Below are 26,115 nucleotides of genomic sequence, written 5' to 3'. Positions count from 1 at the left end.
GGGGCGATAGGTCAGGGGCGATAGGTCAGGGGCGATAGGTCAGTTCGGTGCGGGCGTGGGTCGCGCCGCGGGCGGCGTGGCGGGCGCCGGCGTCGCGGCGGGCGCAGCCGAGGCGGCAGGCGCCGGCGGCGTAGCGGACGCGGCCGGGGGTACGGGCGCGGCCGCGCGGGGCACCAGCCTTTCGCGCGCATTCGCGGGCGCGCCGACGATGGTCCACTCCCCATCCATGCTGCCATCGGGGTTCAGCGTGTAGATCCCCATGCCCGGCCGGGACGCCAGGCCATAGGCGACGGAGATCGTGCGCCCGGAGGCAAAGCCCACCCCCTCCACCACCTGGCCCGAGATCCGCCAGGCAATGAAGAAGGAGGACAGGCCCGCGGCCCGGATCTGCGCCACGCCGGTATAGGGCGAGCCATCCAGGTTGATCCCCGTCACGTCATAGACCCCCTCCCGCTGCGCCGCCGCCGGGGAGGCCAGGGCGGCAAGCAGGGGCAGGGCAAGGGCAAGGCGTCGGGCGGTCATCGTCGCGGCTCCTGGCAGGCGGACGCAAGGAAGACGCAGCGCCCGCCTTCGTCAACTGTCGCCCTATTTGACGATGGCGACCCGCAGCGCATTGGTCGTGCCCGGCGTGCCGAAGGGCACGCCCGCCGTCACCACCACCTCGTCCCCATGCTTCGCGAAGCCTTCCTGGCTGGCGGCGCGGATGGCCTTGGCGACCATGTCCGTCATCGAATGCGGCTCCACCGACATCAGCGGATGCACCCCCCACACCACCGCCATGCGGCGGGAGGTCTGGAGCGAGGCGGTCAGGCCGAGGATCGGGCAGCTCGGCCGTTCCCGCGCCACGCGCAGCGTGGTGGACCCGGTGGAGGTGAAGGTCGCGATCACCTCCGCCTCGATCGTCTGTGCCACCTGGCGCGCCGCGGCGGCGATGGCGCCGGCGGAGGTCTTCTCGGGGGAGGGCCGCTCCGCATCCGTCAGCGTCCGCCAGCCCGGATCGCCTTCGACGCGGGCGATGATGCGGTCCATGATGTTCACGGCCTCGAAGGGGAACTGCCCCGCCGCGGTTTCCGCCGACAGCATCACCGCATCCGCGCCGTCGAACACCGCCGTCGCGACGTCCGAGGCTTCGGCCCGGGTCGGGGAGGGGGCGGTGATCATGCTCTCCAGCATCTGCGTCGCCACCACCACGGGCTTGCCCGCGGCGCGCGCCGTGCGGACGATCCGCTTCTGGATCAGCGGCACTTCCTCCGGCGGGCATTCCACGCCGAGGTCGCCGCGCGCCACCATCACGCAATCCGCCAGCGCCACGATGGCGTCGAGGTTCTCGACCGCCTGCGGCTTCTCCATCTTCACCATGATCCAGGCCCGGCCGGCCGCGATCTGCTTGGCCTCGATCACATCCTCCGGCCGCTGCACGAAGCTGAGGCCGATGTATTCGACGCCCTGCTCCAGCACGAAGGCCAGGTCCGCGCGGTCCTTTTCCGTCAGCGCGGGGATCGGCAGCACTACATCGGGCACGTTCACGCCCTTGCGGTCGGACAGCGCGCCGCCGACCAGCACCTCCGTCTCCAGGTGGTCCTCCCGCTTGTGCAGCACGCGCAGCCGCAGCTTGCCGTCATCCAGCAGCAGCGTGGTGCCGATGCCGGCGGCGGAGATGATCTCGGGGTGCGGCAACTGGACGCGGCGGACGTCGCCGGGATTGGGGCTGAGGTCGAGGCGGAATTTCTGCCCCGTCTGCAACTGCACCCGCCCGCCCTGGAACTTGCCGACCCGCAGCTTCGGGCCCTGCACATCCGCCAGGATGCCGATCGGCCGGTCCACCTTCTGCTCCAGCGCCCGGATGATGGCGATCCGCTCCGCATGGTCGGCGTGGGAGCCGTGGGAGAAGTTCAGCCGGAACACGTCGGCGCCCGCGCGGAACAGGCGCTCGATCACCTCCGCCGAGGAGGATGCCGGGCCGAGGGTCGCGATGATCTTCGTCCGGCGCCGGCGTCGCAGCGGGATTCGTGTGGCCATGATTCTCGGGAATCCTTCGCGGCGTGGGGTCTCGGGCAGCACCTCCGGCACGTCGGACCGGACGGTGGTGGGCGGCACGCCTAGGGCACGCGCCACTTCGGCAACGCGGTCGTCCGGCACGCGCTTCCATTGGGAAACAGCGGCGGTGGAGATGCCGAGGGCGGTTGCGATACGGGTGACGGCGCCCCGCTGGGTCAGCAGGGCTTCAAGGGCTGGGTCGCGCATGGGCTTACCTTAGGTCAAATAAGCCATCGACGCCAGTTTCGGATTGTAGCTTAATTTACGTAAGTATCGGCGCGCTGCGGCCTGGGTGTTACACACCGGCCACCAGGGGGTGTGGCCCATCCGCCACATGCCCCCCGAATCATTTTTCGCCCTGGCGACTTTTCCGGGGAACCGCGTTGGGACCTACGGACACGGTGGCCAGCACGGCCGCTGGGCAGCCCGTCCGGCCTTCCCACGGAGACACGCTCATGAGCCTCAGAAATACCCTCCTCGCCACCACGTTGCTGGCGCTGCCCATCACGGCGGCGCAGGCGCAGCAGGTCAACGGCCTCTATATCGGCGCCGGCGCCGGCGTGAACTGGCTGATGGATGCCGATTTGTCGGCGACCGGCCAGCTCGGCCAGTCCCTCGCCGCCGGCGGCCGCAGCACCCGCGGCGATATCTCCTTCGACATGGCCTATGTCGGCGTCGTCAGCCTCGGCTACGGCTTCGGCAACGGCGTCCGCGCGGAACTCGAAGGCAGCTTCCGGGAGAACGAGGTCGACAGCATCTCCGGCTTCGGCGGCACCACCAACGCCACCGGCAAGGCCCGCAGCTACGGCGTGATGGCGAATGCGCTGTATGATTTCGACCTCGGCCTGAACTTCGGCGGCTTCTCCTTCCAGCCCTATGTCGGCGTCGGCGCCGGCTATGTCTGGCGCGAATTCGACAATGTCCGCGCCAATGTCCTCGGCGGCCAGGTCCGCACCGACGGCACCGATGGCCGCTTCGCCTACCAGGCCATCGCCGGCGCCTCCGTGCCGCTGACCGCCTGGGCCCCGGGCCTCGCCTTCACGGCGGAATACCGCTTCATGGGCACGCTGGAGCACAAGCTCGATACCAGCAGCGGCGGTGGTTCCTTCACGGTCTCCCGCGGCGATACCCGCAGCGAGAACTACAACCACTCCATCCTGCTCGGCATCCGCTACGCCTTCGGCCAGACGCCGCCGCCGGCGCCGGTCGTGGCCCCGGCCGCGCCCGTCGTCGCCGCCCCGGCACCCGCGCGCACCTACCTGGTGTTCTTCGACTTCGACCGCGCCGATTTGACGGACCGTGCCCGCCAGATCATCGCGGACGCCGCGCAGAATTCCGGCCGGGTGCAGACCACGCGGATCGAGGTGGCCGGCCACGCCGACCGCGCCGGCACGCCGCAGTACAACCAGCGCCTGTCCGAACGCCGCGCCGCGGCGGTGGCGAGCGAGCTGGAGCGCCAGGGCGTCGCCCGCGGCAACATCAGCGTCCAGGCCTTCGGCGAGAGCCGCCCGCTGGTCGCGACCGCCGACGGGGTGCGGGAGCCGCAGAACCGCCGCGTCGAGATCGTGCTGCGCTGATCTCGCCCGCAACGGGCTGAACGAAGGCGGCCGGGGGAGCGATCCCCCGGCCGTCTTCATGTCAGGCCCTGACCACGCCACGCTCCAGGTTCGGCCACAGGAAGAAGACCCGGCCATAGGCCGCGTATTCCCGCTTCCAGGCCTGCGCCGCCAAGGCGAGGGAGGTGGCGCCCCAGAAGGCGATGTATTCGACGCCGCCGAAGTTCCACAGCCACACCGGGCCCTTGGTCATCACCACCGCATAGCCGGCCAGGGCCATGACGAAGGCGGAGACGAGCCCCATCCACTTGACCTGGATGTTGAGGGTCAGCGCCACCGCGCAGGCCAGTTCCGCGGCGATCGCCAGCCAGACCCAGAGCATCGGGGGCTGGAAGCCGATGCGCCCGAACAGCCCTGCGGCGCCTTCCAGCCCGTTCAGCTTGAAGGCGACATGCGGCAGGTAGAAGAGCCCTGCCATGAGCCGCACGGCGACGGCGGGCTCGGTCACGTCGAAGTCGGATTTCTGGAAAGCCATGAGTGCCTCCTCGGCCAGTGCGGCGCGCCGTCGGCCGGCGCGCCTTGCATGGCGGGACCTTGCGCCCGCGGAGGGGTGAGGGGCTTGATGCGGATCAATCGACCGATTTGTCGGTACGATGGCCGTCATTCACCGCGCCGATGGCGGGCTCGAAAAGCCCTCTCCCCCGGCGGGGGAGAGGGTTGGGTGAGGGGGGGCCTTCCGGCGGGTCCCGCCAGTCATCCCCGCAGCTTCGCCGTCCAGCGCCCCTCGACATGCACGGCCTCATCCGGCCCCGGCCAGGGCGGCATGGTGATGGCCACCGCCTCGAAGGCCTCGTCCGCCGCCGCGCGGAACTGGAATTCCGTGCCCAGCGGGATGCTGATGCTGATGCCCGGCACCAGGGGCGTCACTTCCTCCCGCGTCGCGTCGCGCCGCCACATCTCGCCCCGCCCCGCGACCACATACCAAAGCTCCTCCACCGTGCGATGGGTCACCGCCATGGAGACCTCGCCCGGGTTCAGCTTGAAATGCGCCATGGTCCCGCCGGCCGCGCGGACCAGCAGCCGCACCTCCGCCCCATCGGGGGCCAGCACGTCCGGCGCCTGGTGCAGCGCCCGCGTCTCGAAGGTCATGCCACCAGCACCGCCCGGAAATCGTTGACGTTGGTCAGCGTCGGCCCGGGTTCCAGCAGGTCCCCGAGGGCGCTGAACAGCGAATAGCTGTCATGACGCCCGAGAACCGATCGCGGGTCCAGGCCCTTCGCGCGGGCGCGGGCCAGGGTGTCGGGCGTCGCGATCGCGCCCGCATTGCCCTCCGACCCGTCGATCCCGTCGGTGTCGCCCATCAGCGCCCAGATGCAAGGCGCCCCGGCCAGGGTCACGGCGCAGCCCAGCAGCGCCTCCCCGTTCCGCCCGCCGCGGCCGTGGCCTTCCTTCCCGATCGTCACGGTGGTCTCCCCGCCGGAGAGCAGCACGCAGGGGCCGGGCAGGGGGTGGCCATGGGCGCGGGCGGACAGCGCGATGCCCGCGATGGCCTTGCCGAGTTCCCGCGCCTCGCCTTCCAGCGCGTCGCCCAGGATCAGCGGCGCCAAGCCCAACTCGCGCGCCTTCGCTGCCGCAGCCTCCAGCGCCATGCGCGGGGTCGCGATGAAGCGGTAGTCGACGTCGCGGAGGCGCGGGTCCCCCGGCTTCGGGCTCTCCTCCTCCCCGCGCGCCAGATGCGCCACGACGGCATCCGGCAGCGCCATCCCGTAATGCGCCACCAGCGCGCGGGCTTCCGCGAAGGTCGAGGGATCCGGCACCGTCGGCCCGCTGGCGATCACCGTCGGATCGTCGCCGGGTACGTCGCTGATCGCGAGCGTCACGACGCGCGCCGGATGCGCCGCCACCGCCAGCCGCCCGCCGGAGAAGGCCGACAGGTGCCGGCGGATGCAGTTCATCTCGTTGATCGTGGCCCCCGACGCCAGCAGCGCCCGGTTCACCGCCATCAGGTCATCGAGCGTCAGGCCCGAGGCCGGCAGGGTCGTCAGCGACGATCCGCCGCCGGAGACCAGGAACAGCACCAAATCGCGCGATGTCAGCCCGGCCACCGCATCCAGCACCCGCCGCGCGCCGGCCGCACCGGCGGCATCCGGCACGGGGTGGGACGCCTCCAGCACCTCGATCCGCGTTGTCGGATAGCCATGGGCATAGCGGGTGACGACAACGCCGGAGAGCGGCACTTCCGGCCAGGCGGCTTCCACCGCCGCCGCCATCACCGCGGCCGACTTGCCCGCCCCCACCACCACCACGCGACCATCGGCAGGTGGTTCCGGCAGGTGGCGGGCCAGCACCACCCGCGGATCGGCACTCGCCACCGCGGCGGCAAACAACTGTTCCAGCGCCGCGCGGGCGGAAGCGTCATCCCAGGCCATGCATCACCCCTCCGGCTGCGGGCGCATCATGACGGCGCGGCGGCGGCGATCAACCGCGGCGGCCCTCGGCGCGCTTGTGGAATTCTTCGTGGTATGGAAGAACGCATGCAAGATGACGCGCCCGCTCCCGACCGTCCAGGCCGCCTCAGCGCCCCAGCGCCCGCAGGATGTCCGCGCTCGCCCGGGCGCGGTGGCGGGCCAGCGCCGTCCGCGCGGCCTCCGGGTTCCCCGCCGCCAGCGCGGCCATGATCGCCTCATGCTCGATGCCGGAGGTTTCGGGCTCCGGCCGCCGTGCTGCCGTGGCGGCGCGGGCGCGCTGCGCCTGGTCCGCCGCATTCTCGGCCAGGCGCGCCAGCTTCGGGTTGCCGCAGCCCGCCAGCAGGGCGCGGTGGAAGCGGTCATCGGCTGCGGCCCAGGCCGCGCGGTCGCCCGCTTGCAGCGCCGCTACCATCACGTCGGTCGCCTCCCGCATCGCCGCCCGCGTCGCGGCGGCGGCCTCGCCGCGCGCCGCCAGCAGCGCGGCGGCCTCGCCCTCCAGCGCGATCAGCACCTGGTAGGTCTGGCGGAGGTCCTCGGGGTCGATCGGCAGCACCATCACGCCGCGGCGCGGCAGGATGCGGACCATCCCCTCATGCTGCAGCCGCAGCACGGCTTCATGCACCGGCGTGCGGGACATGCCGAGTTGGTCGGCGATCGCCTGTTCCACCGCCTCATGCCCCGGCGGCAGCAGCCCTTCCAGGATGCTGGCCTTCAGCGCCGCATAGGCGGCTTCCGCCAGGCTGGGCCGGGTGGGGGAGGGGGCGCCAGGCGTCACCCGGTCCTGTCGCAACACGCGTTCCATCCCACCACCCATACCACCAACCCATAAGGTTCCGCATCCATGCGCACCCACAAGATCGCCGCCATCCCCGCCGACGGGATCGGCCAGGAAGTCATCCCCGCCGGCCTCGCCGTGCTGCGCGCCCTGGCGGAGCGCTGCGGCGACTTCACCCTGGATGTCGAGCATTTCGACTGGGGCAGCGACTACTACCGCGCCAATGGCCGCATGATGCCGGAGGATGGGCTGGAGACGCTGAAGCGCTTCGACGCCATCTATTTCGGCGCGGTCGGCGACAAGGACCTGCCGGACGACATCACGCTGTGGGGCCTGCGGCTGAAGATCTGCCAGGGCTTCGACCAGTACGCCAATATCCGCCCGACCCGCGTCCTGCCCGGCCTCACCAGCCCGCTCCGCGCCGTGGAGCCCGGGGACATCGACTGGGTGATCGTGCGTGAGAACAGCGAGGGCGAATACGCTGGCCATGGCGGCCGCGCCCATCGCGGCCACCCCGAGGAGATCGCGACCGAGACCGCGATCTTCACCCGCGCCGGCGTCACCCGGATCATGCGCACGGCCTTCGAGATCGCGAAGTCCCGCCCGCGGCGCCTGCTGACGGTGGTGACGAAGTCCAACGCCCAGAAGCACGGCATGGTCTTCTGGGACGAGATCGCCGCCGAGGTCGCCAGGGACTATCCGACCGTCACCTGGGAGAAGGAGCTGGTGGACGCCATGGCCGCGCGGATGATCCAGCGCCCGGGCAGCATCGACACCGTCGTCGCCACCAACCTGCACGCCGACATCCTCTCCGACCTGGCCGGTGCCGTCGCGGGCTCCCTCGGCGTGGCGCCGACCGCCAATCTCGACCCGTCCCGCCGCTACCCCTCGATGTTCGAGCCCATCCACGGATCGGCCTTCGACATCGCCGGCAAGGGCGTGGCGAACCCCGTCGCCACCTTCTGGACCGCGACGATGATGCTGGAGCATCTGGGCGAGCCCGTCGCCGGCCGCCTGCTGATGGAGGCGGTGGAGCGCGTCTGCGCGGCCGGCATCCGCACCCGCGACGTCGGCGGCACCGCCACCACGGCCGAGGTCACGGAAGCCGTCATCGCCGCCATCAAGGGCGCGAATCTCTGACCCTGCCGCTCCCTCCCCCGCGCTTGCGGGGGGGGGGGGGCAGCGCGCCCTGGTCCGAGCCTTCGCTGTCACTCCCGGAGGAAACAAGCCAATGACCGTCACCCGCCGCGCTGTCCTGGGCACGCTCCTCGCCACCCCCGCCTTGGCCCAGACCGGCTTCCCCAGCCGCGCCATCACCATCACCGTTCCCTTCGCCGCCGGCGGCCCGACCGACGTCATCAGCCGCCTGGTGGCCGAAGGGATGGCAAAGGACCTCGGCCAGCCCGTGGTGGTGGAGAACACGACCGGCGCCGGCGGCACCATCGCCGCCGCCAAGGTCGCGCAGGCCAGGCCCGACGGGCATGCGCTGCTGATGCACCATATCGGCCACGCCGCCAGCGCCACGCTCTACCGCCGCCTGCCCTACAGCGTGACGGAGGGCTTCGCGCCGCTCGGCATCGCGACGGACGCGGCGATGACGCTGATCGCCCGCCCGGACTTCCCGGCCAATGACCTGGCCGGCCTGATCGCCGCGATCCGGGAGCAGGGGGACAGGCTGAACCTGGCCCATTCCGGCCTTGGCGGCGCGAACCAGCTCTGCGGCATGCTGCTGCAGGCCGCGGCGGGGCGGGCGATGACCAGCGTCGTCTTCCGCGGCAGCGCGCCGGCCATCACCGAACTCATGGCCGGCCGCATCGATGTCTTCTGCGACCAGGCCACCAACACCGCGCCCTTCATCCGCGACGGCCGCGTGAAGGCCTATGCCGTGACGCTGCCCAACCGCGTCCAGGGCCTCGACCTGCCGACCACGGCGGAAGCCGGCCAGCCCAGCATCGCGATGAGCACCTGGCATGGCCTCTACGCCCCCGCCGCCACGCCGGCGCCGATCCAGCAGCGCCTCTCGGCCGCGTTGCGCGCCGCCCTGAAGGAGGAACGGCTGCTCGCCCGCCTCGCCGATCTGGTGACGGTCGCCGCCAGCGAGGATCGCGCGACGCCCGAGTATCACCGGCGCTTCCTGGCCGAGGAGGTCGCGCGCTGGCGGCCGATCATCCAGGCCGCCGGCGAATACGCCGACTGACGCCGGGCCAGCCCCTGGCGCCGCTGGTCCTCCGCGCCCAAATTCGCGGGCTACCGGAGGACCAGCCATGCCCGATATCGACCAGCAGACCCAGACCGAGTTGGAAGCCGCGGCCTTCCGCCGCCTGGTGCAGCATCTGCGCGACCGCAACGACGTGCAGAACATCGACCTGATGACCATGGCCGGCTTCTGCCGCAACTGCCTGTCCAAGTGGTACCGCGCCGCGGCCGAGGAGAAGGGCCTGCCCCTGACCGATCCCGAGGCGCGGGAGATCATCTACGGCATGCCCTACAAGGAATGGCAGGCGAAGTACCAGAAGGAAGCGACGGCCGAGCAGAAGGCCGCCTTCGCCGCCTCCAACCCGGGCCATTGAGGGCGCCGGGGGGCAGGGCGTGGTTTGCGCCCCCCCTCTCCCACGGGTATATCGCGCCCCTTCCTAGCCCCGTCGCGCGCCCCCGTGGGCGCGCGCGGCCGCACTGCCCGGAGCACCCTTGATGAGCGACGTAGACCTGCAGGAAGCGGCCGCCAGCCGTGACCGCCAGGAGAAGGACCCGGATCCCGAGGTGGGCGGCATCGCCGTCGATCGCCTGCGCTCCATCATCGAGCGCGTCGAGCGCCTGGAGGAGGAACGCAAGGCCCTGGCCGGGGACATCAAGGACATCTTCGCGGAAGCGAAGTCCGCGGGCTTCGAGGTGAAGGTGATCAAGCAGATCATCTCCATCCGCAAGAAGGAACCCGCCGAGGTGGAGGAGCAGGAGACGCTGCTCGACCTCTATCGCCGCGCACTCGGCATGTAGTGCCGTGCCCGGGATGACGCGCCGCCATGCAGGCGCGCCCGGGCCTTCTGCCTCGGCCGCGCGCCGGCGCGGCCATGCTCCGCGGCACGATGATGCGAAAGCAGCCGGCCGCGGCGACCACCATCAAGCCGCCGCCGGGTCCTCGGTCTCCTGTGGCGCGCAGCCGAAGCGCAGCAGGTTGCCGTGCGGATCGTGAAGGTGGAATTCCTTCATGTCCCACGGCTTCACCTCGAAGGGCGAAAGCCCCGGAACGCCGCGCGCGGCGAATTCCGCATGCAGCGCCGGAACCTGCCCGCCACGGATGTAGCAGGCGGTATGTTCGGGATGGATGCGGTCGCGCGCCAGCCAGAAGTGCATCTCCATCGCATCGCGACGGACGATGGCGTAGTCCCCCCATCGCTCCCCCTGGAAGCCGAGGTGATCGCCGTAGAAGGCGAGCGTCTCCGCCAGGTCGAGGGAGGCGAGGATGGGAATGCAGCGCGCGGGATTCGTCATGCCAGGCCCCCCCGCGCGTGCCATTCCCGCCAGAAGGCTTCCGGGCCGGGCCGTGCGGGGCGGGGGCGTTCCGCCGCCGGCGTGCCGGCATAGATCCAGCCCAGCAAGACATCGGTCGCCGCGAAGCCCAGCGCGGCCTTGGCGCCGTCATCGCGCAGCGCGGCGGAAGACAGCCAGATGGCGCCCAGGCCCTGCGCGTCCAGCGCGTTCATCAGGTTCATGACACCCGCGGCGGCGCAGGCCTCCTGTTCCCAGACCGGCACCGGATGCTCCGGGCGCAGCGCCGCCCCCGCCACGATGACGACCGGCGCGCGCAGCGGCTTCGCCCGTTCCATCGCCAGCCGGTCCGGTGACGAATCCGGCGCCCGGCGAGACAGGGACTGGGCCAGCACCTCGCCCAGCGCCGCACGGGCCGCACCGCGGATCACCACGAAGCGCCAGGGCCTCAGGCCCCCGTGATCCGGCGCGCGCAACGCGGCCGCCACGGCAAGGTCGATCGCCGCATCGTCCGGCCCCGGATCGAGCAGCAGCCGCGCGGGCACGGAGGCGCGGGCAAGCAGGGCGGCCAGCGCCGGGCGATGGGCAGGGAGGGTGTCGGGCATGATCGGTTCCATCGGGGATGCCGAAGCTTACTTGCGAACGACTCGCATTCGCAATACGCTTCCACCCCGTTGGAGAACCCTGATGCCGAAACCGCCGCTCTCGCCCTTCCTGCTGGACCCGATGTCCGATCCGCTGCCCCCGGCGGGCGCGCGCCCGGCGCGTGCGGCGCTCGACCTCGACGCGGCGGCGCTCTTCGTCGTCGCCACCCTGCGAAGCTGGGTCGCCCCCCTGATCCGCCCGGGGGAGGATCATCCGGATTGCCGCGAATTGTTCGGCATGGCGGGTGTCGGCGCGCCGGGCGTCATGGCCTTCGATGCGCTGATGTCCATCATCGGTTCGCAGGCCATCCGGCTGATCGACATGCGGTGCTGCAATTGCTGCGGGGTGGGGGAGGATGAGGAAGCGATGCTGCGCCTGGTCGCCGCGCTGCAGGCGGCCGATCGCCCCGCCGGTCTTGCCGTGCTGCGGGACTGGCTGCCGGAGGACGCGGTCCCGGCGGCGCTGCACGCCGCCTGGCGCTTCGCCGCCGCCATGGCGGAAGCGGGCCTCGTCCTACGCCCCAGCGGGCGGATCATCGCCTTCCCCGCGGGCAGGACGATGCACTGACCGCGCGCGTGGCGCGGTGCCCCGCCGGGCTGGGGTTGTTTTCCCGTTCCGGCGAAGCGTATCTATCCGCGACAGGCAGCCAGGCCTGCATCGAGCCATGCTGGGGATGTGACGACGACAATGTTCTATGAGCCCAGCCGCGGCCACGGCCTGCCGCATGACCCCATCAAGGCCATCATCGCGCCACGGCCGATCGGCTGGATCTCCACGCTCGATGCCGAAGGGCGCCCGAACCTGGCGCCCTACAGCTTCTTCAACATGGTGCAGACGCGCACGCCGCTCTGCATGTTCGGCAGTGATGGGCTGAAGCACACCGCGGCGAATGCCATCGCCACCGGCGAATTCGTCTTCAACCTCGTCTCCCGCCCGCTCTTCGACGCGATGAACGCGACCTCGGCCGCGCTCGGCCAGGGTGTCGATGAGTTCGAGGCCGCGGGCCTCGCCAAGGCCGCCTGCCACAAGGTGGCCGCGCCGCGAGTCGCGGTGTCCCCCGCCGCGCTGGAATGCAAGGTCGTGCATTCGATGGAACTGCACACGGTGGACGGCACCAGCACCGGCGGCTGGCTGATCGTCGGCCAGGTCGTCGGCGTGCACATCAACGAGGATTTCCTCACCGACGGGTTGTTCGACACGGTGAAGGCGGAGGTTGTCGCCCGCTGCGGCTACCGCGATTATTCGCAAGTCACCGAGATGTTTGCCGCCCTCCGCCCGACCGACAACGGCGCCTATCGCCCCGGCGGCGGGGACCACTGAGCATGGACGGCAAGGTCGCGATCTCGATGGACAAGGTCGCCATCATCACGGCGGCGGGGCGCGGCATCGGCGCCGCGGTCGCGCAGCGCCTGTCGAAGGATGGCTGGCGCGTCGCCGTCATGTCCCCCTCCGGCAATGCCGAGAAACTGGCGGCGACCCTGCCCGACGCGCTCGGCGTCACAGGATCGGTGACCGAGGCCGCGGATATCGAGCGCCTGGTGGCGGCAACGCTCGCGAAGTGGGGCCGCATCGATGCGCTGGTGAACAATGCCGGCCACCCGCCCAAGGCGCCCCTGTTCGATTTGACGGACGCCCAGTGGCACGCCGGCTTCGACATGGTGATGCTGAGTGCGATCCGCGCGCTGCGCTGCGTGCTGCCGACCTTCCAGGCGCGGAAGTCGGGCGCCGTGGTCAACCTCTCCTCCTACGCGGCGCTGGAGCCGGAGGGCGATTTCCCCGCCACCACGCTGCGCGCCGCGCTCGGCGCCTGGACCAAGCTTGCCGCCGATACGCTGGCGCCGCAGGGCATCCGCGTGAATGCCGTGCTGCCGGGCTTCGTGGACAGCCTGCCGGAGAAGGAAGCGCGCCGCGCCCGCATCCCGCTGGGCCGCTACGCCCATGCGCCGGAAATCGCGGCCGCCGTCGCCTACCTCCTGTCCGAGGACGCCTCCTACGTCACCGGCCAGTCGCTGCGCGTCGATGGCGGGCTGACCCGGCACGTCTGAGAGGGGGCACGTCTGAGAGGGGGCACGTCTGAGAGGGGGCACGTCTGAGAGGGGGCACGTGTGAGGCGCGAGCCTCACCGCCTGAACAGCCCCTCCGTCACCGCCGCGTGCTGTTCCAGCACCACGCGGCGCTTCACCTTCATCGTCGGCGTCAGCATCCCGTTTTCGACCGAGAAGGGCGGGACCACCGCCGTGTGGCGGATGCGCTCGATGCTGGACAGCTTGCGGTTCACCCGCTCCACCGCCGCCTTGGCCTTCTCCTCCATCCCCTCCGCCGGCACCAGCAGCGCGACGATGCCGGGCCGGCCTTCGCCCGCCACCACGGCCTGGGCGATCTCGGGTTCCGCCATCAGCAGGGATTCCAGCTTGGCGGGGCTCACCATGTCGCCACCCAGCGTCTTGATGAAGTCGCGCTTGCGGTCGGTGATGCGGATGTAGCCGCCGGTGCCGATCTCCCCCACATCGCCGGTGTGCAGCCAGCCATCGCGCAGCGCGCGGGCGGTGGCCTCCGGGTCGTTCCAGTAGCCATCCATCACCAGATCGCCGCGGACGCAGAGTTCGCCGTCATCGGCGATTCGCGCCTCCACCCCCGGCAGCGGCGGGCCCACCGTTTCGCGCCGGATGGCCCAGGGCGGGTTCACGCTGATGACCGGCCCGGCCTCGGTCTGGCCGTAGCCCTGGATCACCGGCAGCCCCATGGCGAGGAAGAAGCCGGAGAGGTCGGGGTCCAGCCGAGCGCCGCCCGACACCATGGCCTGCAATTTGCCCCCGAAGAGGTCCCGCACCTTGGCCCGCACAAGCCGGTCCAGCACGACATCCTGCACGCGTTCCAGCAACCCCAGCGGCGGCCCATCCAGCTTGCGCAGGCCGAGTGCCAAGGCGCGGCGGAACAGCGCGGCCTTGTAGCCGCCCTCCTTCTCCACCCCCGCCTCGATCCGGCCGCGCAGCACCTCGAACAGCCGGGGCACGGCGGTGATGATGCTGGGGCGGATCTCCTGGAACTCCGCCGCCAGCCGGTCCGCGCCGCGGGAATACACCACCTCCACGCCCAGTGACGGCAGCAGGAAGCCACCCACCGTGTGTTCGTAGCTGTGCGACAGCGGCAGGAACGAAAGGTAGGGGGTGCCATCCAGGTGCAGCTTGCGCGCCAGGCTGGCCACGCCTTCGCGGTTGGACAGCATGGCGCGGTGGGGCAGCATCACGCCCTTGGGCAGGCCGCCCGTGCCGCTGGTATAGACGATGCAGGCCAGCCGCCCTGGCGGGATCAACTCCGCCTCCGCCAGCAGCGATGTGGGGTCGGAAGGCGTCGCCTCCGCCCGCGCCCAGGCATGGCTCACCAGCGCGGCGCCCGCGGCCTCGCCCTCCATGCACAGCAGCAGGTCCAGCTGCCGCCCGGCGATGGCGGAGGCCGCCGCCACCGCCGCCGCCAGCTTGCGGGTGGAGACGATGGCCGCCGTCGCGCCGCTGTCACGCAGGATATGCGCGTGGTCGGCCACGGTGTTGGTCGTGTAGGTCGGCACGGTCACGCCGCCGATCGCCATGATGGCGGTGTCGGCGATGGGAAATTCGGGACGGTTTTCGCTGACCAGCAGCACGCGGTCGCCCGGCGCCACGCCTTCCGCCCGCAGGAAGGCGGCGAGGGCGGCGGTGCGGGCGGCGAATTCCCCCCATGTCACCTGCCGCCACCCCTTGTCCTGCCAGGCCCGCAGCATCGGCCGCCCATGCCAGCCGCGCGACAGGTCCAGCATCATCTGCGGCAGGCTGGTCCAGCCATCGGCCTTGGCGCTGCTCATGCCCTGAAGACGCTCCCCCGTTATCCGGGGCACCATGCCACGCGCCCCCGCGGCGCGGCAGATGGCGACGATCCCGCCCTGGCAAAAGGGGGCGGGGGATCGCCGCCGTAACGAAGCGTCAGGCCGCGCGCAATTCCACCATGAAGCGCCCGACCTCCGCCCGCAGCTTCTCCGCCTGGCGCGACAGGTCGGCGGAGGCCGTCCGCACCTCCGCCGCCGCCTGGCCGGTGCGGTCCGCATCCGCGTTCACCCCGGTGGCGTGGCCGGAGACATCGGCCGTGCCCCGCGCCGCTTCCGCCACGGCCCTGGTGATCTCCCGCGTCGCTTCCGCCTGTTCGGAGGCCGTGGTCGCCACCTGGCTCGTCGCCTCTCCCACCACCGCGATGATGCGGGAGATCTCGGCGATGGCGGAGACTGTGCGCCCCGTCTCCGCCTGCATGGCGGCGATCTGGCTGCCGATCTCCTCCGTCGCCTTGGCGGTCTGGGCGGCCAGCGCCTTCACTTCGCCCGCCACCACGGCGAAGCCCTTGCCGGCCTCTCCTGCCCGCGCGGCCTCGATCGTGGCATTCAGGGCGAGGAGGTTGGTCTGCCCCGCGATGTCGCTGATCAGGCGGACCACGTCGCCGATCCGCTCCGCCGCCTCCGCCAGCCCGCGCACGGTATGGCCGGCCTGTTCCGCCGCACCGGTCGCCGCCTGCGCCTGGTCGGAGCCATGGCGGATCTGGCGCGTCACCTCACCGAAGGAGGCCGCCAGTTCCTCCGCCGCCGCGGCCACCGTCTGCACCCCGCCATTCGCCTGGTCGGCGGCGGAGGCCACGGCGGCGGCGTGGCGGCTGCCATCGGCGGCGATGCCGGCCATGCCTTCCGCCGTCGCGTTCAACTCGGTCGATGCGGCGGCGACGCCTTCCAGCATGGTGCCGGCCTTCTCCTCGAACTGCCGCAGCAGCGCGTCGACGCGTTCCGCCCGTGCCAGGCGCTGCGCCTGCTCGGCCGCGCGCGCCTCGGCCTCCGCCACCCGTTCGGCGCTGCCGGCTCGCAGCGTCTCCACCGCCACCGCCATCTCGCCCAGTTCGTCGGTCCGCCCCTGGCCGGGCACCGCCACCGCCAGGTCGCCGCCGGCGATCCGGCCGACCGTCACGGTCAGGTCCCGGATCGGGCCCACCAGGCGGCGCAGCAGCAGCAGCGCGCCGCCCAGCGCCAGGGCGAAGCACAGCGCTGCCAGCCCGAGCGCCAGCCACAGCGCCCGCGCCGCCGCTGCGCCAGCGGCCTCCCCGCCCCGCAGCGCCGCCGCCAGCGCGGCGTCGCGGAGTTCCAGGATGGAGGCCTGCGCCTCGCGCGACCAGTCGCGATAGGTCTGCACCGTGATGCCGAACTCCGTCTCCGGCGCCGCCATGCGGCGCTGCGCGATGCCGATGTAGCGCCGCCATTCGCCCTCATCCCGCCCGGCATAGCTCTGCCGCTGCCGGGCCAGCGCTTCGGACAGCGCCGCATTGGCCGGCACGGATTCGATCAGCCGCTGCGCCGCCAGCCAGGCCTGCTCCGCCCGGCCCGTCGCGGCCTGGGCGCCCAGCAGGGCGTCCATCTGCACCGGCGTGCCGCTCAGCCAGGCCAGGATCTGTGCATTGCGGCGCCCGACCACGTCCCGCAGGTCCATGACGGCGGAGGATACCTCCACCAGCAGCGCAAGTTCCGGCTCCGCCTGCGCGACGCCCTTCGCGCCCCGCGTCGCGATCGTCAGCAGGCCGTCCACGGCCCGGTTCCGCGCCGCCACCGCCGCGGCGGCCAGCCCCGCATCCCGCCGGTCCAGCGGCTGGTCCAGGGCCTGGTGCACGCTGCCGCGCACGGCGTCGATCTCCGCCGCCAGCCGGCCGATGGCCGCGCCATCCAGCCCCGCCGCCGTCGCGCTGCCGGCGGCGGCCTGCATCAGCCGGCGCGTCGCCTCCGCATCGCCGTTCAGCTGTGCCCGGTCCGGGGCCGCCTGGCGCAGCACCGTGCCGAAGGCGCCCACTTCCACCGCGATGGCGCTGACCGCGCGCTGCGAATCCGCCACCGCCTGCAACTGGGCCATGGCGCTGCCGACCCGCCGTTGGTCCTGCACCGCCTCCCCGGCCACCCAGAGGCTGGCCAGCAGGCCCGGAATGGCGACGAGGCAGAAGCCGATGATGAACAGAAGCCGGATGCGCATGGGCTGATCTTCCACGGATTCGAAACGACCATCGCCGAAACAGTTTGCCGCTTCGTTGATGGCGGCTTCGGCGATGGGCGGTTCGTCGGTGTTTGGCCCGCCTTGGGCCTGTCCCGCCTTGGGCCGGCCCTGCTTTTGCGCCGCGGGCCTGAAAGGATCGCGCCCGCACCCGTTGGCCTCGCGCCATGGCGGGCTATATGCAGGACGTGACCCAGACCCGCACCGACGCCCCCGATTCCGCCGCCTCCATGGCATCCCCGCCGGCCGCCACGCAGGCCCTGCCGGCCTGGGACCTGTCCGACCTCTACGCCGCGCCGGATGATCCGCGCCTCACCGCCGACCTCGACCGCGCGGAAGCCGAATCCCGCGCCTTCGAGGCTGCCCATGCCGGCCGCCTGGCCAGCCTGTCGGGCGATGCCCTCGCCTCCGCCATCGCGACCTATGAGGGGATCGAGGAGATCCTCGGCCGGGCCATGTCCTTCGCCCAGCTCGTCTTCTCCGGCGATGCCCAGTCGGCGGAGAATGGCCGCTTCTACCAGACCATCCAGGAACGGGTGACGACGATCAGCAGCCACCTGCTGTTCCTCACCCTCGAACTGAACCGGCTGGAGGATGCCAGCCTGGAGCAGAAGATGCTCTCCTCCGCCGCGCTGGCGCGCTGGCGCCCCTGGCTGCGCGACCTTCGCGTCTTCCGCGCCCACCAGCTCTCCGACGATCTGGAGAAGCTGCTGCATGAGAAGGAGGTGACGGGCCGCTCCGCCTGGAACCGCCTGTTCGACGAAACCGTCGCCTCCATGCGCGTCGATGTGGGCGGTGAGGAGCAGACCGTCTCCGCCGCCCTCAACAAGCTCTCCGACAATGACCGTGCGGTGCGCGCCGCCGCCGCCAAGGGCGTCTCCGCCGCCTTCGGGGACCGTGTCCGCCTGTTCAGCCTGATCACCAATGTCCTCGCCAAGGACAAGGAGATCATCGATGGCTGGCGCCGCTATCCCCGCGCCACCTCATCGCGCAACCGCGCCAACATGGTGGAGGATGAGGTGGTGGACGCCCTCGTCGCCGCCGTGCGGGAAAGCTTCCCCCGCCTGTCCCACCGCTACTACGGGATGAAGGCCAAGTGGCTCGGCCTGCCGAAGCTGATGCACTGGGACCGCAACGCGCCCCTGCCGGATGATGCGGACACCACCATCTCGTGGCCGGAGGCCGTCGCCCGCGTACGCGCCGCCTATGGCGCCTTCAGCCCGGAGCTGGAGCGCATCGCCGCCCCCTTCTTCGAGAAGCCCTGGATCGACGCCGCACTCCGCCCCGGCAAGGCATCCGGCGCCTTCGCACACCCGACGGTGCCGAGCGCGCACCCCTACCTGCTGCTGAACTACCACGGCAAGGCGCGGGACGTGATGACGCTGGCCCATGAACTCGGCCATGGCGTCCACCAGGTGCTGGCCGCGCAGCAGGGCTACCTGATGTCGTCCACGCCGCTGACGCTGGCGGAGACGGCGAGCGTGTTCGGGGAGATGCTGACCTTCCGCGCCGTGCTGGACGCGGAGCGCGACCCGCGCAAGCGCCGCGCCCTGCTGGCCGGCAAGGTGGAGGACATGCTGAACACGGTGGTCCGCCAGATCGCCTTCTACCGGTTCGAGACGCTGCTGCACGAGGAACGCCGCAAGGGCGAGGTCGCGCATGAGCGGATCGGCGAGATCTGGATGCAGGTGCAGACCGAAAGCCTCGGCCCCGCCTTCGACTTCACGCCGGACTACAGCGTCTACTGGGCCTATATCCCGCACTTCGTGCACACGCCCTTCTACGTCTACGCCTATGCCTTCGGGGATTGCCTGGTGAACGCGCTCTACGGCGTGTTCCGCGAAGGCCATCCCCGGTTCCAGGAGAAGTACCTGGAGATGCTGAAGGCTGGCGGCACGAAGCGGCACAAGGAACTCCTCGCGCCCTTCGGCCTCGATGCCTCGGACCCCGCCTTCTGGCGCAAGGGGCTCGACGTCATCAGCGGTTTCATCGACGAACTCGAACAGGCGGGGTGATCGCGATGGCCGAGGACCAGAAGGGTTCGACCCTGTTCGGGGAAATGCGGCGCATGGTCCGCACCTCCGGCGCCGTGGGCGGCATCGCCGCCCGTGTGGCCGGGGAACGCTTCCTCGGCATCAAGACCGACAAGGCCGCGCATGCGGAGGATCTGAAGCAGATCCTGGGCGGGCTGAAGGGTCCATTGATGAAGGTGGCGCAGTTCCTCTCGACGGTGCCGGAAGCCCTGCCGGAGGAATACGCCCAGGAACTGGCGACGCTGCAATCCAACGCGCCGCCCATGGGCTGGGCCTTCGTGCGCCGGCGGATGCAGGGGGAGCTGGGCCCCGCCTGGCAGTCCCGCTTCAAGAGCTTCGGCCAGGAAGCCGCCGCCGCCGCCAGCCTCGGCCAGGTGCATCGCGCGACGCTGCCCGATGGGCGCGACGTCGCCTGCAAGCTGCAATACCCCGACATGCCCTCCGTCGTGGAAGCCGATCTCCGCCAGCTCAAGATGGCGATGAGCCTCTACCGGCGCATGGACAACACGCTGGACAATGAGGAAGCCTACAACGAACTCGCCGCCCGCCTGCGGGAGGAACTGGATTACGAGCGGGAGGCCTCGCATATGCGCCTCTACGGCGCCATGCTCGCCGGCACGCCCGGCGTCGCGGTGCCGGAGGCGATCGCGGACCTCACCACCAAGCGCCTGCTGACCATGACCTGGCTGCAGGGCCGCCCCATCCTGCGACGGCTGGAGGAAGACCCGCCGGAGGAGGAGCGCAACGCCTATGCCCGCGCGCTGTTCAAGGCATGGTACGTGCCCTTCTACCGCTACGGCGTCATCCACGGGGACCCGCACCTCGGCAACTACGCGGTGCGGCCCGATGCGGAAGTCGGCCATGGCGTGAACCTGTTCGATTTCGGCGTCATCCGCATCTTCCCGGCCAGCTTCGTCACCGGCGTGGTGATGCTGTACGAGGCCGTGCGCGACCACGATATCGAGAAGGCGGCCCATGCCTACGGCATCTGGGGCTTCCAGAACCTGTCGAAGGAGACGATGGAGGTGCTGAACCTCTGGGCGCGCTTCCTCTACGAACCGCTGGTGGAGGATCGCGTCCGCTCCATCACCCCGTCCGACGACCCGAGCTATGGCCGCAAGGTCGCGCAGACCGTGCATGAGGGGCTGAAGCGCACCGGCGGCGTGAAGATCCCCCGCGAATTCCCGCTGATGGACCGCGCGGCCATCGGCCTCGGCTCCGTCTTCTTCCGGCTCAAGGCGCAGGCCAACTGGCACCGCCTGTTCATGGAACTGGTCGAGGATTTCTCCGAGCAGGCCGTCGCGGAACGGCAGGCGGCGGCGGTGGCCGCGGCGGGCGTGCCGAAGGGCTGACGCGCAAGGCGGGACTGGCAAATCCCGCCTATTGCATACGCCTTGGGGCGCGGCGCAGGGCGGTTAAGCCTTGGCCAACATTTTTCTACCACCCTGGTCCGGACCCAGGAGTGTTCCATGTCGCTTGCCGCCTTCAGGACCATCGGCGCCCGCTTCGCCATCCTTGCCTCCCTCCTCGGCCTGCTGGCCCTGGGTGGCGCCTTCGTGGCCTTCGAGGCCGACCGGCGGCAGGCCGAAAGCGCCGAGGTCCTGCGCGCCCAGGCCAGCGCGCGGCCGATGATCGAACGGATGCGTGGAGCCATTTATGCGGTCGTCATGGAAAGCCGCGGCCTCTACCTCGCCGCCGATCGTGCCCAGGCGGAACGCTTCGCCAACGGCCTGCGCGCCCATCTGCGCGATACGGAGACCGAATGGCAGGCGCTGCGTCGCGTGCTGCCGGCCGAGTTGCAGCCCATGGCCGCCGGCGTCGAACCCGCCGTCCGCGCCTTCATCCAGGCCCGCACGGAACTCGCCCGCATCGGCGTGGAACAGGGGCGGGAGGCCGCCGACCGCTTCGGCAACAACGAGCAGAACCGCAGCGCGCGCGAAGCCTTCAACCGCGGCCTGGACCAGTTGAACGAAGCCCTGACCGCCGTACTGGAACGGGAAACGGCCGCCGCCATCGCCGCCGGCCATCGCACCGCCGTGCTGCTGCTGGCCGTCACCGCCATCAGCGTGGTGCTGGTGCTGGCGCTGATCCTCTGGCGCGTCCGCGCCACCGTGGCGCAGCCGCTCCGTCGCCTGACCGCCGCCATCGACACCATGGCGCAGGGCAGGCTGGATCAGGTGGTGCTGCCCGCCGCCGGGGTGGATGAGGTCGGCCGCATCGCCGCCGCCGCCACGGTGCTGCACGCCAAGCTGCTGGATGGCAGGCGGCTGGAGGCCGAGGCCGCGGTGATGCGCGAACAGGCGGAACGCGACCGCATCGCCACCACCCGCCGCGCCGCTGATTCGATCGAGCATGCGGTCGGCGGCATCGTCGAGGCGCTGGGCCGCTCCGCCACCGACCTGGCCGGCGCCACCACCGTCCTGCGCGGCACGGCGGAAAGCGCCTCCACCCAGGTGCAGGAAGTCGCCGCCGGCGCGCAGGAGGCAAGCGGCAACGTCCAGACCGTGGCCGCCGCGGCCGAGGAACTCTCCATGTCGGTGAACGAGATCACGCGCCGCGTGGACGATGCCGCCGCCGTCGCCCGTCGCGCGGTGGAGGAGATGCGCCGTGCCGATGTCGCCGTCGGTGGCCTGACGGAAAGCGCGGCGAAGATCGGCGACGTGGTGCGCCTGATCTCCGGCATCGCCGGCCAGACCAACCTGCTGGCCCTGAACGCGACGATCGAGGCGGCGCGGGCCGGGGAAGCCGGCAAGGGCTTCGCCGTGGTGGCGGAGGAGGTGAAGACCTTGGCCGGCCAGACCGCCAAGGCGACCGACGAGATCGCCGCCCAGATCGAGGCCATCCGCGGCGCCGCCGCCGGCGCGGTGGAAGCCATCCGCGGCATCGGCACGGTGGTGGGGGAGGTCGATTCGATCGCCCAGTCCATCGCCGCCGCCGTGACCGAACAGGGCGCCGCAACGCAGGAGATCGCCCGCAGCGCCACCGTCGGCGCCGGCGGCACCACCCGGGTCTCCGAAGCCGTGGTGCATCTGCGCCAGGGGGTGGAAGCCACCTCCGGCGCCGTGCGGGACCTCCAGGTCATCAGCACGGAGGTGGCCCGCCAGGGCCAGGACCTGCGCGGCGGCATCGGCCAGGCGCTGGGCGCGCTGCGGGCGGCCTGACCCCTCAGCCGGGTACCAGCCGCGCCGTCACTTCCTCCACCGGCGCGGCGGCCAGGCTGGCGCGCATGGCCGTTTCCGTCATCCAGACCTGGCCGCGGCCGAAGCGTCGGCCGCGCCAGGAAATCCGCACCTCCTTCACCCGGAACGGCCAGGGGGCGATGGCCAGCACGCCATCGCCTTCCTCCAGAGCCAGCGGCACCAGGCTGCCATCCGGCATCGGCGCCCGGCCCACGCCGCCCATGGTGGCGATCCCGCCGCAGACCGCCAGGCTCAGCGCATCCGTGACGGCGACGAGGGCGGAGGCGGTGGCCACCTCCGCCTCCGTCGCGCCGATCCGGGCCATCAGTTCCGCCTGCACCGCGGCCTGGCTTTCCCGGTAAAGGCGCGCCGCCGGGCCATCCTCCGGATGGTCCTGGTGACGGTCGTCATAGTGGGAATAGATCAGGCTGCCATGGCGGCTGACCAGCAGCCCGACCCAGGGCCCCCAGCCCGCCGTCGCGCGGGCGACGCCTTCCGCCCACATCGGCGCATGGAATCGGGCGCCCACCGCGCGGAACACATGCGGCCGGCCCGTGGCGGGGTCGAGGGTCGGCGCCGCCTCCCACCCCATCCAGCCGACATCGTGATGGGCGGCGGCCGTCGCCACATCCTCGAAGGGCGCCGGCAGGGCGAAGCCGGGTGCCCCCCAGGCGCGCAGCATCTGGCCGGAAACAAGGGCATGCATGGGCTGGCTCACCGCCAGCCAGCTGCCATCCGCCGCTTCCCGGAACAGCATCCACGCCCCCTTTTTCGCAAAGGTTTGCAGAATGGCGCGGAATCCGGCAGCCCGCCAAGCCCGGCGCGCTTGCCATACGGTGATCCGCCGTTCATATGGCCCGCCGCTTTGGCTGAGCACGGGGGTCGGATTGATGCGCGTTGCGGTTTTGCGCGAACGGCGCGCGGCGGAGACACGAGTGGCCGCCACGCCGGAGACGGTGAAGAAGATCATCGCCATGGGATGCACGGTCTCGGTGGAGGCCGGCGCCGGCCTCTCCTCCGGCATCCCTGACGCCCAGTACGCCGAAGCGGGCGCGGAGGTCGCGGCCGATGCCGCCGCCGCGCTCGCCGGTGCGGGCCTGGTGCTGAAGGTCCGCGCGCCGCTCGGCGCCGGAGAAGGGGAGGTCGATGAACTCGCCCTGATCCCGCGCGGCGCCGTGCTGATCGGGACGCTGCAGGCGGACAAGGCGATGGCCGATGCCTACGCCGCCGCCGGCATCGATGCCTGCGCCATGGAACTGGCGCCCCGCATCACCCGCGCCCAGTCCATGGACGTGCTGTCCAGCCAGGCCAACCTCGCCGGCTACCGCGCGGTGGTCGAGGCCGCGGGCGCCTTCGACAAGGCCTTCCCGATGCTGATGACGGCGGCCGGCACGATCAGCGCCGCCAATGTCTTCGTCATGGGCGCCGGCGTCGCGGGCCTCCAGGCCATCGCGACCGCGCGGCGCCTCGGCGGCCGCGTCTCCGCCACCGATGTCCGCCCGGCGGCGAAGGAGGAGATCAAGTCCCTCGGCGCCAGCTTCGTCGGCTATGAGGATGAGGAGAGCAAGGCGGCCCAGACCGCGGGCGGCTACGCCAAGCAGCTTTCCGCCAATTTCTACGCCGAGCAGGCCAAGGTCGTCGCCGCCCACATCGCCAAGCAGGACATCGTCATCTGCACGGCGCTGGTCCAGGGCCGCAAGGCGCCGATTCTGGTGACGGAAGCGATGGTCGCCTCCATGAAGCCGGGCAGCGTCATCGTCGACATCGCGGCGGATGCGGGCGGCAACGTCGCCGTCACCCAGCCGGGGCAGGAGACGCTGACCGCGAACGGCGTGAAGGTGCTGGGCTTCACCAACTGGCCCGGCCGCATCCCCGCCGCGGCCTCCGCCCTCTATGCGCGCAACCTCCTGACCTTCCTGACCACCTTCTGGGACAAGGAAGCGAAGAAGCCCGCGATGCCGGCGGATGATGACATCGTGAAGGGCGTCACGCTCACCCGCGGCGGCGCCGTGGTCCACCCCTCGCTGGCCTCGGCCTGAGGAGCGTCTCCATGAACCCGATTGATATCGCCAACCAGGCCGCGGCCCGCGCGAATGAAGCGCTGACCCTGGCCGAGCAGGCGCGCCGCCTGGCGGAGGCCGCGGCCCCCGTGGCCGCCGCCGCCGAGCCCTTCCTGCTGCTGCTGACGATCTTCCTCCTCGCCTGCTTCGTCGGCTACCATGTGGTGTGGAACGTGACGCCGGCGCTGCATTCGCCGCTGATGGGCGTCACCAACGCCATCTCCTCCGTCATCGTCGTGGGCGCGGTGCTCGCCACGGGCCTGTCCGACAGCATCGCCGCCAAGATCTTCGGCTTCCTCGCCGTGACGCTGGCTTCGGTGAACATCTTCGGCGGCTTCATGGTCACGCGCCGAATGCTCGCCATGTTCAAGAAGAAGGGGAGCTGAGCCGATGGCACAGACGCTCTCGACGCTCGCCTACCTGGTCGCGTCGGTCCTCTTCATCCTGGCCCTTCGCGGCCTGTCCAACCCGGAAACCAGCCGCCAGGGCAACCTGTTCGGCATGGTCGGCATGGCGATCGCCATCGTCGCGACCCTGCTGAAGCCCGGCATGGGCGCGGGCGGCATCGTCATCGTGCTCGCGGGCCTGGCCATCGGCGGCACCATCGGCACGGTGCTGGCGCAGCGCATCCAGATGACGTCGCTGCCCCAGCTCGTCGCGGCCTTCCACAGCCTGGTCGGCATGGCGGCGGTCTTCGTGGCGGCGGCGGCCTTCTATTCGCCGGAAAGCTTCGGCATCGGCACGGTCGGCAACATCAAGGGCGCGTCCCTGGTTGAGATGTCGCTCGGCCTCGCCATCGGCGCCATCACCTTCTCCGGCTCCGTGATCGCCTTCGCGAAGCTCGATGGCCGCATGTCCGGCTCGCCCATCATCTTCAAGGGCCAGCACATGCTCAACGCGGCGCTGGGCGCGCTGCTGCTGGTGCTGGTCATCGCCTTCGTCATCACCGGCAGCCCGGTGCTGTTCTGGCTGATCGCGCTGCTGTCCTTCGCGCTGGGCTTCCTGCTGATCATCCCGATCGGCGGCGCAGACATGCCGGTCGTCGTCTCCATGCTAAACAGCTATTCCGGCTGGGCGGCGGCGGGCATCGGCTTCACCATCGGCAATCTGCTGCTGATCGTGACCGGCGCGCTGGTCGGTGCCTCCGGCGCAATCCTGTCCTACATCATGTGCAAGGGCATGAACCGCAGCATCATCAACGTGCTGCTGGGCGGCTTCGGTGGCGACAGCGGCGCGGCGGCGGGCCCCGGTGCGGGCACGGCGGACCGTGCGCCCGTGAAGGCCGGTTCGCCGGAAGACGCGGCCTACATCATGAAGAACGCGCAGAAGATCATCATCGTGCCGGGCTACGGCATGGCGGTGGCCCAGGCGCAGCAGGTCGTCCGCGAAATGGCCGACCTGCTGAAGAAGGAAGGCGCGGAAATCTCCTACGCCATCCACCCCGTCGCGGGCCGCATGCCCGGCCACATGAACGTGCTGCTGGCCGAAGCCAACGTCCCCTATGACGAGGTGCATGAGCTGGAGGAGATCAACGCGGAATTCGCGGATGCCGACGTCGCCTACGTCATCGGCGCGAATGACGTGACGAACCCCGCCGCCAAGACCGACAAGTCCTCCGCCATCTACGGCATGCCGATCCTGGACGTGGAGCGTGCGAAGACCGTGTTCTTCGTCAAGCGCGGCATGGCCAGCGGCTACGCCGGAGTGGAGAACGAGCTGTTCTTCCGCCCCAACACCATGATGCTGTTCGGCGACGCCAAGAAGGTGACGCAGCAGATCGTGCAGAGCCTGCAGAAGTAATCCGGGCCGCCAGGCACCGGGGTGGGGAAGGGGGG

General features: G+C 71.1%; 25 protein-coding genes. 14 read left to right on the top strand and 11 right to left on the bottom strand.

The features are described 5' to 3' along the window. Nucleotides 1–39: 39 nt before the first annotated feature. Both BM041_RS30635 and pyk read right to left on the bottom strand, forming a co-directional pair. Nucleotides 40–522, bottom strand: coding sequence for a hypothetical protein (locus BM041_RS30635; protein WP_175533990.1), 483 nt, complete (start codon nt 520–522; stop codon nt 40–42). 63 nt (nt 523–585) lie between these two features. Then, nucleotides 586–2,019, bottom strand: coding sequence for a pyruvate kinase (gene pyk / locus BM041_RS16805; RefSeq protein ID WP_092961030.1), 1,434 nt, complete (start codon nt 2,017–2,019; stop codon nt 586–588). 473 nt (nt 2,020–2,492) lie between these two features. Here pyk and BM041_RS16800 point away from each other — a divergent pair, with 473 nt between their 5' ends. Then, nucleotides 2,493–3,614 carry an OmpA family protein gene (locus BM041_RS16800; RefSeq protein WP_092961029.1) on the top strand — a complete coding sequence of 374 codons (1,122 nt, stop codon included), beginning with the start codon at nt 2,493–2,495 and terminating at the stop codon, nt 3,612–3,614. A gap of 61 nt (nt 3,615–3,675) precedes the next feature. Here BM041_RS16800 and BM041_RS16795 read toward each other — a convergent pair whose 3' ends face one another. From BM041_RS16795 to BM041_RS16780, 4 genes are all read right to left on the bottom strand, one after another. After that, on the bottom strand, nt 3,676–4,128 hold the full coding sequence (locus tag BM041_RS16795; RefSeq protein WP_175533989.1) for a DoxX family protein: 453 nt from the start codon (nt 4,126–4,128) through the stop codon (nt 3,676–3,678). Nucleotides 4,129–4,346: 218 nt separating this feature from the next. Next, entirely contained in the window at nt 4,347–4,742 is a 396-nt protein-coding gene (locus tag BM041_RS16790; protein ID WP_092961027.1) for a cupin domain-containing protein, read from the bottom strand. Continuing rightward, nucleotides 4,739–6,022 carry a glycerate kinase type-2 family protein gene (locus tag BM041_RS16785; protein WP_092961026.1) on the bottom strand — a complete coding sequence of 428 codons (1,284 nt, stop codon included), beginning with the start codon at nt 6,020–6,022 and terminating at the stop codon, nt 4,739–4,741. Before BM041_RS16785 ends, BM041_RS16790 begins: the two co-directional genes overlap by 4 nt. A gap of 145 nt (nt 6,023–6,167) precedes the next feature. Further along, entirely contained in the window at nt 6,168–6,851 is a 684-nt protein-coding gene (locus tag BM041_RS16780) for a GntR family transcriptional regulator (RefSeq protein WP_175533988.1), read from the bottom strand. A 51-nt stretch (nt 6,852–6,902) separates the two neighbouring features. On the opposite strand from BM041_RS16780, the gene BM041_RS16775 reads away from it, so the two are divergent. The 4 genes from BM041_RS16775 to BM041_RS16760 all read left to right on the top strand — a co-directional run bounded on the left by BM041_RS16775 (nt 6,903) and on the right by BM041_RS16760 (nt 9,830). Continuing rightward, complete coding sequence (locus BM041_RS16775; RefSeq protein ID WP_092961024.1) at nt 6,903–7,976, top strand: tartrate dehydrogenase; 1,074 nt, start codon at nt 6,903–6,905, stop codon at nt 7,974–7,976. Nucleotides 7,977–8,067: 91 nt separating this feature from the next. After that, nucleotides 8,068–9,033, top strand: a complete 966-nt coding sequence (locus BM041_RS16770; protein WP_092961023.1) for a tripartite tricarboxylate transporter substrate-binding protein — start codon at nt 8,068–8,070, stop codon at nt 9,031–9,033. A 67-nt stretch (nt 9,034–9,100) separates the two neighbouring features. Continuing rightward, entirely contained in the window at nt 9,101–9,406 is a 306-nt protein-coding gene (locus tag BM041_RS16765) for a DUF1244 domain-containing protein (protein ID WP_092961022.1), read from the top strand. A gap of 121 nt (nt 9,407–9,527) precedes the next feature. Next, a complete protein-coding gene (locus tag BM041_RS16760) occupies nt 9,528–9,830 on the top strand; it encodes a DUF2312 domain-containing protein (RefSeq protein WP_235951542.1) in 303 nt (100 codons plus the stop codon). Between the two features lie 123 nt (nt 9,831–9,953). Here BM041_RS16760 and BM041_RS16755 read toward each other — a convergent pair whose 3' ends face one another. Together BM041_RS16755 and BM041_RS16750 are read right to left on the bottom strand one after the other, a co-directional pair. Continuing rightward, on the bottom strand, nt 9,954–10,325 hold the full coding sequence (locus BM041_RS16755) for a bleomycin resistance protein (RefSeq protein WP_092961196.1): 372 nt from the start codon (nt 10,323–10,325) through the stop codon (nt 9,954–9,956). After that, the gene (locus BM041_RS16750; protein ID WP_217648747.1) at nt 10,322–10,927 is read right to left on the bottom strand and encodes a nitroreductase family protein; all 606 of its coding nucleotides are present in this window, start codon (nt 10,925–10,927) and stop codon (nt 10,322–10,324) included. Before BM041_RS16750 ends, BM041_RS16755 begins: the two co-directional genes overlap by 4 nt. An 82-nt stretch (nt 10,928–11,009) precedes the next feature. Between BM041_RS16750 and BM041_RS16745 the strand changes: the two genes are divergently transcribed. From BM041_RS16745 to BM041_RS16735, 3 genes are all read left to right on the top strand, one after another. Next, nucleotides 11,010–11,534, top strand: coding sequence for a hypothetical protein (locus BM041_RS16745; RefSeq protein ID WP_092961020.1), 525 nt, complete (start codon nt 11,010–11,012; stop codon nt 11,532–11,534). Nucleotides 11,535–11,654: 120 nt separating this feature from the next. Further along, nucleotides 11,655–12,287, top strand: coding sequence for a flavin reductase family protein (locus BM041_RS16740; protein WP_092961019.1), 633 nt, complete (start codon nt 11,655–11,657; stop codon nt 12,285–12,287). Between the two features lie 2 nt (nt 12,288–12,289). Then, a complete protein-coding gene (locus tag BM041_RS16735) occupies nt 12,290–13,012 on the top strand; it encodes an SDR family oxidoreductase (RefSeq protein WP_245762133.1) in 723 nt (240 codons plus the stop codon). Between the two features lie 74 nt (nt 13,013–13,086). Here the strand turns inward: BM041_RS16735 and BM041_RS16730 are convergent, their stop codons facing one another. Then, complete coding sequence (locus tag BM041_RS16730; RefSeq protein ID WP_245762132.1) at nt 13,087–14,805, bottom strand: AMP-dependent synthetase/ligase; 1,719 nt, start codon at nt 14,803–14,805, stop codon at nt 13,087–13,089. A 118-nt stretch (nt 14,806–14,923) separates the two neighbouring features. Further along, entirely contained in the window at nt 14,924–16,990 is a 2,067-nt protein-coding gene (locus BM041_RS16725) for a methyl-accepting chemotaxis protein (RefSeq protein ID WP_092961017.1), read from the bottom strand. 248 nt (nt 16,991–17,238) lie between these two features. On the opposite strand from BM041_RS16725, the gene BM041_RS16720 reads away from it, so the two are divergent. The 3 genes from BM041_RS16720 to BM041_RS31875 all read left to right on the top strand — a co-directional run bounded on the left by BM041_RS16720 (nt 17,239) and on the right by BM041_RS31875 (nt 22,202). Further along, nucleotides 17,239–19,023 (top strand): M3 family oligoendopeptidase, encoded by a 1,785-nt coding sequence (locus tag BM041_RS16720; protein ID WP_245762145.1) that lies wholly within the window; start codon nt 17,239–17,241, stop codon nt 19,021–19,023. Nucleotides 19,024–19,028: 5 nt separating this feature from the next. Beyond that, nucleotides 19,029–20,393, top strand: a complete 1,365-nt coding sequence (locus BM041_RS16715) for an ABC1 kinase family protein (RefSeq protein ID WP_092961194.1) — start codon at nt 19,029–19,031, stop codon at nt 20,391–20,393. A gap of 117 nt (nt 20,394–20,510) precedes the next feature. Then, nucleotides 20,511–22,202, top strand: a complete 1,692-nt coding sequence (locus BM041_RS31875) for a methyl-accepting chemotaxis protein (protein WP_092961015.1) — start codon at nt 20,511–20,513, stop codon at nt 22,200–22,202. Nucleotides 22,203–22,206: 4 nt separating this feature from the next. On the opposite strand, the gene BM041_RS16705 is transcribed toward BM041_RS31875, so the two are convergent. Further along, on the bottom strand, nt 22,207–22,977 hold the full coding sequence (locus BM041_RS16705; RefSeq protein WP_175533986.1) for a DUF3891 family protein: 771 nt from the start codon (nt 22,975–22,977) through the stop codon (nt 22,207–22,209). Between the two features lie 133 nt (nt 22,978–23,110). Here BM041_RS16705 and BM041_RS16700 point away from each other — a divergent pair, with 133 nt between their 5' ends. From BM041_RS16700 to BM041_RS16690, 3 genes are read left to right on the top strand one after another with little or no spacing between them, the layout of a single operon-like run. Then, nucleotides 23,111–24,259 (top strand): Re/Si-specific NAD(P)(+) transhydrogenase subunit alpha, encoded by a 1,149-nt coding sequence (locus BM041_RS16700; protein ID WP_175533985.1) that lies wholly within the window; start codon nt 23,111–23,113, stop codon nt 24,257–24,259. A gap of 11 nt (nt 24,260–24,270) precedes the next feature. Beyond that, nucleotides 24,271–24,666, top strand: a complete 396-nt coding sequence (locus BM041_RS16695; RefSeq protein WP_092961013.1) for an NAD(P) transhydrogenase subunit alpha — start codon at nt 24,271–24,273, stop codon at nt 24,664–24,666. Nucleotides 24,667–24,670: 4 nt separating this feature from the next. Continuing rightward, nucleotides 24,671–26,080 (top strand): NAD(P)(+) transhydrogenase (Re/Si-specific) subunit beta, encoded by a 1,410-nt coding sequence (locus tag BM041_RS16690; protein WP_092961012.1) that lies wholly within the window; start codon nt 24,671–24,673, stop codon nt 26,078–26,080. Nucleotides 26,081–26,115 lie beyond the last annotated feature (35 nt).

Origin of the sequence: Falsiroseomonas stagni DSM 19981 (assembly GCF_900114315.1) — a bacterium.
GTDB lineage: Bacteria > Pseudomonadota > Alphaproteobacteria > Acetobacterales > Acetobacteraceae > Falsiroseomonas > Falsiroseomonas stagni.
This window is presented reverse-complemented; position numbering and strand designations above follow the sequence as displayed.